Here is a 10,252-nt window from a genome sequence, read left to right as displayed (position 1 = left end):
GCCGAGGGTGCCAGATCCAGAAGATCGGGCTCGATGGCTGACATTGCACTCTGCAATCCATATGAATTTGATAGGGAAGGAACACTAAATGGCTCTTACTAAAGACCAACTGATCGCCGACATCGCTGAAGCTATCGACGCGCCGAAAACCACCGCGCGTAACGCTCTGGACCAACTGGGCCAAATCGTTGCTGATCAGCTGGAAAACGGCGGCGAAATCACTCTGCCAGGTATCGGCAAACTGAAAGTGACTGAGCGTCCTGCCCGTACTGGCCGCAACCCTTCGACTGGCGCTGCCATCGAAATCGCTGCCAAGAAAGTGATCAAGCTGGTTGTGGCCAAAGGCCTGACCGACGCTGTTAACAAGTAAGACTTGTTAAAAAAAAACCGTGCACCGGAGCAATCCGGGCACGGTTTTTTTGTGTCTGTAAATGTAGGAGCTGTCGAGTAAAACGAGGCTGCGATCTTTTTACAATCAACATCAAAAGATCGCAGCGTGCCGCAGCGCCTACACAGACGCCGCGAAGTGACTCAGCGTTAGCGTGCCCAACGCTCGCGACGCCAGATCTGCTGCTCGGATTTGGTTTGAAAGGTCCAGGCGACGAAGCGGCTTTGCTTTTGTCCCTGAGACATCTCCACTACCTGACTCTCCAGTGCGCCGGCTTTATGCAGTGCCGTCTCGATGGCTGGCAGATTCGAGGCTTTCGAGACCAGAGTGCTGAACCACAGCACTTTGTGTTGGAAATTCGCGCTCTCAGCGATCAATTGCGTCACGAAACGCGCTTCGCCACCTTCACACCATAATTCGGCCGACTGCCCGCCGAAGTTCAGCACCGGCAGTTTGCGTTTTGGATCGGCGCGGCCCAGTGCACGCCATTTGCGCTCGCTGCCCTTGGTCGCTTCGGCCATCGAGGAGTGGAACGGCGGGTTGCACATGGTCAGGTCAAAGCGTTCGCCAGGTTCCAGCAAGCCGAGCAGGATGTGCTTGGGATTGGTTTGTTGGCGCAACTGGATGGCCTTGTTCAGGCCGTTGGACTGAACGATGGCTTTGGCGGAGGCAACGGCCGTCGGATCGATTTCCGAGCCGAGGAAGTGCCAGCGGTAGTCGCTGTGACCGATCAGCGGATAGACGCAGTTGGCACCCATACCGATGTCCAGGACATTGACCGATGCACCACGCGGGATTTTGCCATCGTTGACGCTGGCCAGCAGGTCAGCCAGGAAATGCACATAATCGACACGGCCCGGAACCGGTGGGCAGAGGTAATCCGCCGGAATGTCCCAATGAGCAATGCCATAGAACGCCTTGAGCAGCGCCCGATTGAACACGCGTACCGCGTCCGGGCTGGCGAAGTCGATGCTTTCCTTGCCGTACGGATTGATGATCACGAACTTCGCCAGTTCCGGCGTGCTCTTGATCAGCGCCGGGAAGTCGTAACGACCTTGGTGGCGGTTGCGCGGATGCAGGCTGGCCTTTTCACGAGGTTCCACGGCTTTGGCCGGGGCCTTCGGGTCAGGCTTTTTGCGCGCAGGTTTGGGTGTGCGAGGGGTGGTCATGGCTATGGTCGATTCGGGTATGGCAAAAGTGGTGGGCATTGTCCCACATTGATGGCCAATACACCGAACCTGTAGGTGAGGGGCACAAAAAAGGGAGGCCATCGCTGGCCTCCCTTTTTCATCGCGATCTACCGTTACAGGCTGGCAATCCGCGCATGTTGCTCCGCCAACTTGCCCAGAGCCTGTTCGGCTTCGGCCAGTTTGGCGCGTTCCTTCTCGATGACTTCGGCCGGGGCCTTGTCAACGAAACCGGCGTTGGACAGCTTGCCGCCCACACGCTGCACTTCGCCTTGCAGGCGCTGGATTTCCTTGTCCAGACGCGCCAGCTCAGCCCCTTTGTCGATCAGGCCGGCCATCGGCACCAGCACTTCCATCTCGCCGACCAATGCGGTCGCCGACAGAGGTGCTTCTTCGCCTGCAGCCAATACGGTGATCGATTCGAGGCGTGCCAGCTTCTTCAGCAGCGCTTCGTTTTCGGTGAGGCGACGCTGATCTTCGGCACTGACGTTCTTCAGGAACAACGGCAGAGGTTTGCCCGGGCCAATGTTCATTTCGCCACGGATGTTCCGAGTGCCGAGCATCAGGCCCTTGAGCCATTCGATGTCGTCTTCGGCGGCCTGATCGATGCGTGTTTCATTGGCCACCGGCCAAGGTTGCAGCATGATCGTCTTGCCTTCGATACCGGCCAGCGGCGCGATGCGCTGCCAGATTTCTTCGGTGATGAACGGCATGAACGGATGCGCTAGACGCAGGGCCACTTCCAGTACGCGCACCAGGGTGCGACGGGTACCGCGCTGACGCTCGACCGGCGCGTTTTCGTCCCACAGCACAGGCTTGGACAGTTCCAGGTACCAGTCGCAATACTGATTCCAGATGAACTCGTACAAGGCTTGTGCAGCCAGGTCGAAACGGAACTGATCCAGTTGACGGGTCACTTCGGCTTCGGTGCGTTGCAACTGCGAAATGATCCAGCGGTCCGCCAGCGACAGCTCGTAGGCTTCGCCGTTCTGGCCGCAGTCTTCGCCCTTGTCCAGTACGTAGCGAGCGGCGTTCCAGATCTTGTTGCAGAAGTTGCGATAGCCTTCGACGCGGCCCATGTCGAACTTGATGTCGCGACCGGTGGACGCCAGCGAGCAGAAGGTGAAGCGCAAGGCATCGGTGCCGTAGCTGGCGATACCTTCAGCGAACTCGTCGCGGGTCGCCTTCTCGATCTTCTTCGCCAGTTTCGGCTGCATCAGGCCCGAGGTACGTTTCTGCACCAGGGTTTCCAGCTCGATGCCGTCGATGATGTCCAGCGGGTCCAGGACGTTACCCTTGGACTTGGACATCTTCTGACCCTGGCCATCTCGCACCAGACCATGCACGTACACGGTCTTGAACGGAACCTGCGGGGTGCCGTCTTCATTCTTGATCAAGTGCATGGTCAGCATGATCATCCGGGCGACCCAGAAGAAAATGATGTCGAAGCCAGTGACCAATACGTCGGTGGAGTGGAATTTCTTCAGGAACTCGGTCTTTTCCGGCCAGCCCAAGGTGGAGAATGTCCACAGGCCCGAGCTGAACCAGGTGTCGAGTACGTCGTTGTCCTGTTGCAGCACGATGTCTGCGCCGAGGTTGTGCTTGGCACGCACTTCGGCTTCGTCGCGGCCGACGTAGACCTTGCCCGACTCGTCGTACCAGGCCGGAATCCGGTGGCCCCACCACAGCTGACGGCTGATGCACCAGTCCTGGATGTCACGCATCCACGAGAAGTACATGTTTTCGTACTGTTTAGGCACGAACTGGATGCGGCCGTCTTCAACGGCGGCAATCGCAGGTTCAGCCAAAGGTTTGGTGGAAACGTACCACTGGTCGGTCAGCCAAGGCTCGATGACGGTGCCCGAACGGTCGCCTTTCGGCACTTTCAGGTTGTGATCGTCGACGCTGACCAGCAGGCCAGCGGCGTCGAAGGCGGCAACGATCTGCTTGCGCGCTTCGAAACGGTCCAGGCCTGCGTATTCGGCCGGGATCTTGCCGTCGATGCTCTCGTTCAGCGTGCCGTCGAGGTTGAACGCCTGCACTGCCGGCAGAACGGCGGCGTTCTTGTCGAAGATGTTCAGCAGCGGCAGGTTATGACGCTTGCCGACTTCGTAGTCGTTGAAGTCGTGGGCCGGAGTGATTTTCACGCAACCGGTGCCAAATTCAGGATCGCAGTAATCGTCAGCGATGATCGGGATGCGGCGGCCGACCAGCGGCAGCTCGACAAATTTGCCGATCAGGGCTTTGTAGCGTTCATCGTTCGGGTTAACCGCGACGGCGGAGTCGCCGAGCATGGTTTCCGGGCGCGTGGTCGCGACGATCAGGTAATCGTTGCCTTCAGCGGTCTTGGCGCCGTCGGCCAGCGGGTATTTCAGGTTCCACAGGAAACCTTTCTCGTCGTGGTTTTCCACTTCGAGGTCGGAAATGGCGGTGTGCAGCTTGGTGTCCCAGTTGACCAGGCGTTTGCCGCGATAGATCAGGCCGTCTTCGTGCAGGCGTACGAAGGCCTCTTTCACGGCTTCCGAGAGGCCGTCATCCATGGTGAAGCGCTCGCGGCTCCAATCCACGGACGAGCCGAGGCGGCGGATCTGACGGCTGATGTTGCCACCGGATTGATCCTTCCACTCCCAGACTTTCTCGAGGAATTTGTCGCGGCCCAGATCGTGGCGATTCTGGCCCTGGGCTTCCAGTTGACGCTCCACCAGCATCTGCGTGGCGATACCAGCGTGGTCGGTGCCTGGCTGCCACAGGGTGTTGCGACCCTGCATGCGGCGGAAACGGATCAGGGCGTCCATGATCGCGTTGTTGAAGCCATGACCCATGTGCAGGCTGCCGGTGACGTTCGGCGGCGGGATCATGATGGTGTAGGACTCGCCCGCGCCTTGCGGGGCGAAGTAATTCTCTGTCTCCCAGGTGTTGTACCAGGAGGTTTCAATGGCGTGCGGCTGGTAGGTCTTATCCATGCGCGGCGGGACCCTATTGGCATTTATTCAGGAAAAGCCGGCAAGTATAGCGGGGATGTTCCGATGCGCGTAGAGCGAGGTGACAATGGGCGGGGGAAAACCGTGTTTTTGGGGGCGTGTATTAGTCAGTAAAGACGCCATCGGGGGCAAGCCCGCTCCCACAGCGTCCGTGTCGATCACAAAATCGTGGAACGACTCAAAACCTGTGGGAGCGAGCCTGCTCGCGATAGCTATTTATCAGTCGATGCGATTCAGATCGTTATGCCGCGTCTCTTTCAGGCACAGCACCGCAATCAAACTCAGCACCGCCGCGCCGGACACGTATCCGCCGACATAACTCAAGCCACCCATCGCCACCAGTTTCTGCGCGAAGAACGGTGCCGCCGAAGCACCGACGATCCCGCCCAGGTTGTAGGCCGCCGACGCGCCGGTGTATCGCACATGGGTCGGAAACAGCTCCGGCAACAGCGCACCCATCGGTGCGAAGGTCACGCCCATCAGAAACAGTTCGATGCACAGGAACAGCGCCACGCCCCAGGTCGAGCCTTGGGTCAGCAACGGTTCCATCAGAAAACCGGACAGAATTGCCAGTACACCACCGATGATCAGCACCGGCTTGCGCCCGTAACGGTCACTGGCCCATGCCGACAACGGCGTGGCGGCCGCCATGAAGAGCACGGCGAAGCACAGCAGGCCGAGGAAGGTTTCACGGCTGTATCCGAGCGTGGTCACGCCATAACTCAGGGAGAATACGGTCGAGATGTAAAACAGTGCGTAACACACCACCATCGCGCCAGCACCCAGCAAAACGGGAACCCAGTATTGGCTGAACAGCTCGACCAAGGGGATCTTTACCCGTTCCTGTCGGGCTACGGCATTGGCGAATACGGGTGTCTCATGCAGCTTGAGGCGAACATACAGACCGACCATCACCAGTGCAGCGCTGAGCAGGAAGGGAATCCGCCAGCCCCAGGAACGGAACTGCTCATCGTTCAGCGCCATGGCCAAGGTCAGGAAAAGACCGTTCGCCGCGAGGAAGCCGATGGAGGGGCCGAGCTGCGGAAACATGCCGAACCAGGCGCGTTTGCCTTTGGGGGCGTTCTCCGTGGCGAGCAAGGCTGCACCGCCCCATTCGCCACCCAATCCCAGGCCTTGGCCGAAGCGCAGCACGCAGAGCAGGATCGGCGCCCAGGCCCCGATGCTGTCGTACCCGGGCAATACGCCGATCAACGTGGTGCATACGCCCATCAGCAGCAGCGAGGCCACCAGCGTCGATTTGCGTCCGATGCGGTCGCCGAAGTGGCCGAACAGCGCCGAGCCCAGTGGTCGAGCGAGGAATGCAATACCGAACGTGAGGAAGGCCGAGAGCATCTGCGCCGTGCCGGACGTCTGCGGAAAGAATACCGGGCCGATGACCAGTGCTGCGGCGGTGGCGTAAACGTAGAAGTCGTAGAACTCGATGGCAGTGCCGATGAAGCTCGCGGTGGCCACGCGGGTGGCGGAGTTCGTCGGTTGCGCAGGTGTGGAGTCGCTATAAGTCGTGCTGGTTGTCATGCGTTTATCCCTGACAGTCATGTGCCCCAGTGGAGCGAATTATTATGGTCGATACCCAGGGATGTGGGTGAAGGCGCGCTCGCTGTTCCAGGTAGGAACAGTCGTCGGTGTGATGCGGATACGGCAGATGGACAGGCCGGAACTTGCGCAGTGCGGGATAAGCACGGGTCGGCGAGGCTTGGGTAAGCGCCTCGATTATAGGAAGGTGGCTAACGATTCAACAAGGGGCAGGAAAACGTTAGCCAGCAGTGGCTGCAACCGGCGCAGGACCGGTGTGCCAGATCAAGACGCGGGTAACACGATTGTCTTCGGTCTGCAGGATTTCCAGTCGATAGCGGCCGATTTTCAGGCATACAGCGCTGTCGGGAATGGTTTCCAACGCTTCAGTCACAAGGCCATTCAGGGTTTTCGGGCCATCGCTTGGCAGGTGCCAGCCAAGACTCTTGTTCAGGTCGCGAATTGACGCAGCGCCATCGACCACCAGGCGGCCGTCGGCCTGCGGATGAATGTGCGGGTTGTCCAGGCTTTGCTGGCTTTCGAATTCGCCGACGATTTCTTCGAGAATGTCTTCCAGTGTCACGATACCGAGCACTTCGCCGTATTCGTCGACCACCATGCCCAGGCGTCGCTGCTGCTTGTGGAAGTTCAGCAGTTGCAATTGCAGCGGGGTGCTTTCCGGCACGAAGTAGGGTTCGCGACTGGCGGCCAGCAAGGCTTCCAGGGTCAGCTTTCCATCCGGCAGCAAATGAGCGATCTGCCGGGTGTTGAGCACCGCTTCGACCTGATTGATGTCGCTGTGAAACACAGGCAGCCGTGTACGCGTGTTTTTGCGCAATTGTTCGAGGATTTCTTCGATCGGGTCGTCGAGATTGATCCCGTCGACCTCACTGCGCGGAACCAGAATGTCATTGACCGTGATGTTGTCCAGCGCATGGATACCCGGTAGCGGATGCGGGCGGTGGACTGCTGGTTCGTGATCGTCGTTGCGTTCGTTCGGAGCGTCGTCTTCGCTCTGTTGTACAACTTTGACTTTGCGCGCGAATGGGCGCATCAGCAGTTGGCTGATGGTATTGAGCAGCCAGGCTGCCGGGTAAAGGATTCTCAGCGGTACACGAAGCAGGCTATTGCCCAGGGCCAGGATTGCGTCCGGGTGGCGGACGGCGAGGGCACGAGGCATAAAGTCGGCGAATACCAGCAGAATGGCCCCTGCACCCAGGCAAGCCGCCCACGGACCGTTTTCGGCCCAGGTGAATATCGCCAGCAAGGTGCAGATGACCACCACCAGTGCGCGACACAGGGTGTTGCAGAAGATCAGGCTTTCAATCGGAAAGCTCAGTTTGGCCAGCGGTTTATCGCTTGAGCGCGAGGCAATGCGCTTGGCCAGCAGATGGTGATGCGCGGCTTCAATGGCGGAAAAAAGCCCCGACCATAAGATCAGCAGGACCACTACAGCGAGCATCGGCCCTAAGGGCAAGTCGTCCATTAATGCCGCCCGTCAGATGTGCAGGATGTATTCACGGACCAGCTTGCTGCCGAAATAGGCCAGCATCAGCAGGCAAAAACCGGCGAGGGTCCAGCGAATGGCCTTGTGTCCGCGCCAGCCGAGACGGTTGCGACCCCAGAGCAGCACGCTGAAGACCACCCAGGCCAGGCAAGCAAGCAGGGTCTTGTGCACCAAATGCTGGGCGAACAGGTTTTCGACGAACAACCAGCCTGAAATCAGCGACATCGACAATAGCGACCAGCCGGCCCAGAGGAAACCGAACAACAGGCTTTCCATGGTTTGCAGCGGCGGGAAGTTCTTGATCAACCCGGACGGGTGCTTGTGCTTGAGCTGATGGTCCTGCAGCAACAGCAGCAGCGACTGGAATACCGCAATGGTGAACATGCCGTAGGCAAGGATCGACAACAGGATGTGGGCGAGAATGCCCGGCTCTTCGTCGATGATCTGCACCGTGCCCGCGGGAGCGAATTGCGCCAGCAGCACCGTCAAGGCCCCGAGCGGGAACAGCAGGACCAGCAGGTTCTCCACCGGGATCCGTGAGCAGGCGATGAGGGTCAGGGCGATGACCGCAGCGGCAATCAAGCTGGCGGCACTGAAGAAGTCCAGCCCCAGGCCGATCGGCGTTAGCAGGTGGGCGACAAGGCTTGCGCTGTGGGCCAGCACGGCGAGCACGCCGAGAGTGACCAGCAGGCGCTTGTTCGCCTTGGCGCAAGTGGCCAAACGAGTGCCTTGATAGAAAGTCGCAGCGGCATATAGGCAGGCGGCGACGAGGGTGCTAAGCAAACTGGGTGACAAGGGGAGCATAAGTCCTGTTAGGCAAGCCCGAAAGGCGCTGAGTTTGGCATAGAACCCACGCGGCACGAAAGACCAGGCAAGCTGATGGCGGGTGTGCGTCAGACGCAGTCTTCGCTATAATCCGCGACCTGCCCACGCCGCAGGCTCGCCGAGCACAGTTTTTCGTCCGGTCCGGGCCGCCATTATCCCGGTCTACACAGGGCCTGAAAGGATCGCGCAATGTTTGAAAACTTAACCGACCGTCTCTCGCAGACGCTGCGCCATGTTACCGGCAAGGCCAAGCTGACCGAGGACAACATCAAAGAAACCCTGCGCGAAGTGCGCATGGCGTTGCTCGAAGCCGACGTTGCCCTGCCGGTGGTGAAGGACTTCGTCAATTCGGTCAAGGAACGCGCTGTCGGCACCGAAGTGTCGCGCAGCCTGACGCCGGGCCAGGCCTTCGTGAAGATCGTCCAGGCCGAGCTTGAAAGCCTGATGGGCGCCGCCAACGAAGATTTGAACCTGAGCGCAGTGCCGCCAGCGGTCATCCTGATGGCCGGCTTGCAGGGTGCTGGTAAAACCACCACCGCCGGCAAGCTCGCGCGCTTCCTTAAAGAGCGCAAGAAAAAGTCGATCATGGTCGTGTCCGCTGACGTATACCGTCCGGCGGCGATCAAGCAACTGGAAATGCTCGCCGGTGAAGTCGGCGTAACCTTCTTCCCATCCGACCTGAGCCAGAAGCCGGTCGAGATCGCGCAAGCGGCTATTAAGGAAGCAAAACTCAAATTCATCGACGTGGTCATCGTCGATACCGCCGGTCGCCTGCACATCGATGAAGAGATGATGGGCGAGATCAAGGCGCTGCATGCCGCGATCAATCCGGTAGAAACCCTGTTCGTGGTTGACGCCATGACCGGTCAGGACGCCGCCAACACGGCCAAGGCCTTCGGCGACGCATTGCCGCTGACCGGTGTGATCCTGACCAAGGTCGACGGCGACGCCCGTGGGGGGGCCGCGTTGTCGGTACGCGCCATCACCGGCAAGCCGATCAAGTTCATCGGTATGGGCGAGAAGAGCGAAGCGCTCGACCCGTTCCACCCCGAGCGTATCGCGTCGCGCATCCTCGGCATGGGTGACGTGCTCAGCCTGATCGAGCAGGCTGAAGCGACCCTCGACAAGGACAAGGCCGACAAACTGGCCAAGAAGCTGAAGAAGGGCAAGGGCTTCGACCTCGAAGACTTCCGTGATCAGCTGCAACAGATGAAGAACATGGGCGGCCTCGGCGGCCTCATGGACAAGCTGCCGAACATGGGCGGCGTAAACCTGGCGCAGATGGGCAATGCCCAAACCGCGGCGGAGAAGCAATTCAAGCAGATGGAAGCCATCATCAATTCCATGACCCCGGCCGAGCGCCGTGACCCTGAGCTGATCAGCGGTTCGCGCAAGCGTCGTATCGCCATGGGTTCCGGCACTCAGGTGCAGGACATCGGACGCTTGATCAAGCAGCACAAGCAGATGCAGAAGATGATGAAGAAATTCTCCGCGAAAGGCGGAATGGCCAAGATGATGCGCGGCATGGGTGGCATGCTACCCGGCGGCGGCATGCCAAAAATGTAAAAAATCCGCGCCGGTCGTCGCACCGGCGCAGACCCGCAAGGAGGCGGGATCTCCAGCAAACCCGCGCTTGGCGGGAGCTGATCGGCCGTTTTTAACGACGGCTCTATAGCAAATCTGGATGGCACTGTGACAGGTGCTGGAAAAAGGCATTTGCAAAAGTCCGGATATTCCTTAGAATATGCGGCCTTTCGGGCACCCATGCCCGCTGTGCATTTAGATTTGCAGCACCGACTACAGGAACGATGTTCACATGCTAACAATCCGT

7 protein-coding genes are annotated in these 10,252 nt (G+C 59.4%); 2 read left to right on the top strand and 5 right to left on the bottom strand.

Annotated features, from left to right (window positions below; genetic code table 11):
- Nucleotides 1–88: 88 nt before the first annotated feature.
- A complete protein-coding gene (locus tag ACRESJ_RS17515; RefSeq protein WP_007905514.1) occupies nucleotides 89–370 on the top strand; it encodes an HU family DNA-binding protein in 282 nt (93 codons plus the stop codon).
- 167 nt (nucleotides 371–537) lie between these two features.
- On the opposite strand, the gene rlmF is transcribed toward ACRESJ_RS17515, so the two are convergent.
- The 5 genes from rlmF to ACRESJ_RS17490 form a co-directional block, all read right to left on the bottom strand.
- The gene (gene rlmF, locus ACRESJ_RS17510) at nucleotides 538–1,557 is read right to left on the bottom strand and encodes a 23S rRNA (adenine(1618)-N(6))-methyltransferase RlmF (protein ID WP_431759027.1); all 1,020 of its coding nucleotides are present in this window, start codon (nucleotides 1,555–1,557) and stop codon (nucleotides 538–540) included.
- A 134-nt stretch (nucleotides 1,558–1,691) separates the two neighbouring features.
- Nucleotides 1,692–4,538 (bottom strand): valine--tRNA ligase, encoded by a 2,847-nt coding sequence (locus ACRESJ_RS17505; protein WP_431759026.1) that lies wholly within the window; start codon nucleotides 4,536–4,538, stop codon nucleotides 1,692–1,694.
- A gap of 237 nt (nucleotides 4,539–4,775) precedes the next feature.
- Nucleotides 4,776–6,092: an MFS transporter gene (locus ACRESJ_RS17500; protein ID WP_431759025.1), complete on the bottom strand. Its 1,317-nt coding sequence runs from the start codon at nucleotides 6,090–6,092 to the stop codon at nucleotides 4,776–4,778.
- A gap of 238 nt (nucleotides 6,093–6,330) precedes the next feature.
- The gene (locus tag ACRESJ_RS17495) at nucleotides 6,331–7,575 is read right to left on the bottom strand and encodes an HlyC/CorC family transporter (protein ID WP_431759024.1); all 1,245 of its coding nucleotides are present in this window, start codon (nucleotides 7,573–7,575) and stop codon (nucleotides 6,331–6,333) included.
- A 12-nt stretch (nucleotides 7,576–7,587) separates the two neighbouring features.
- The gene (locus tag ACRESJ_RS17490) at nucleotides 7,588–8,400 is read right to left on the bottom strand and encodes a cytochrome C assembly family protein (protein ID WP_431759023.1); all 813 of its coding nucleotides are present in this window, start codon (nucleotides 8,398–8,400) and stop codon (nucleotides 7,588–7,590) included.
- A gap of 210 nt (nucleotides 8,401–8,610) precedes the next feature.
- On the opposite strand from ACRESJ_RS17490, the gene ffh reads away from it, so the two are divergent.
- Nucleotides 8,611–9,987 carry a signal recognition particle protein gene (gene ffh / locus ACRESJ_RS17485; RefSeq protein ID WP_431759022.1) on the top strand — a complete coding sequence of 459 codons (1,377 nt, stop codon included), beginning with the start codon at nucleotides 8,611–8,613 and terminating at the stop codon, nucleotides 9,985–9,987.
- The last annotated feature ends 265 nt before the right edge of the window (nucleotides 9,988–10,252 follow it).

Origin of the sequence: Pseudomonas sp., assembly GCF_050739655.1 — a bacterium.
Taxonomy (GTDB): domain Bacteria; phylum Pseudomonadota; class Gammaproteobacteria; order Pseudomonadales; family Pseudomonadaceae; genus Aquipseudomonas.
Note: the sequence above shows the minus strand (reverse complement) of the source record. Positions and strands in the feature narration are given on the sequence as shown.

Coding starts and splice junctions, on each gene's coding strand:
- ACRESJ_RS17515 (WP_007905514.1), top strand. CDS start 89: ATGGCTCTTACTAAAGACCAACTGATCGCCGACATCGCTGAAGCTATC.
- rlmF (WP_431759027.1), bottom strand. CDS start 1,557: ATGACCACCCCTCGCACACCCAAACCTGCGCGCAAAAAGCCTGACCCG.
- ACRESJ_RS17505 (WP_431759026.1), bottom strand. CDS start 4,538: ATGGATAAGACCTACCAGCCGCACGCCATTGAAACCTCCTGGTACAAC.
- ACRESJ_RS17500 (WP_431759025.1), bottom strand. CDS start 6,092: ATGACAACCAGCACGACTTATAGCGACTCCACACCTGCGCAACCGACG.
- ACRESJ_RS17495 (WP_431759024.1), bottom strand. CDS start 7,575: ATGGACGACTTGCCCTTAGGGCCGATGCTCGCTGTAGTGGTCCTGCTG.
- ACRESJ_RS17490 (WP_431759023.1), bottom strand. CDS start 8,400: ATGCTCCCCTTGTCACCCAGTTTGCTTAGCACCCTCGTCGCCGCCTGC.
- ffh (WP_431759022.1), top strand. CDS start 8,611: ATGTTTGAAAACTTAACCGACCGTCTCTCGCAGACGCTGCGCCATGTT.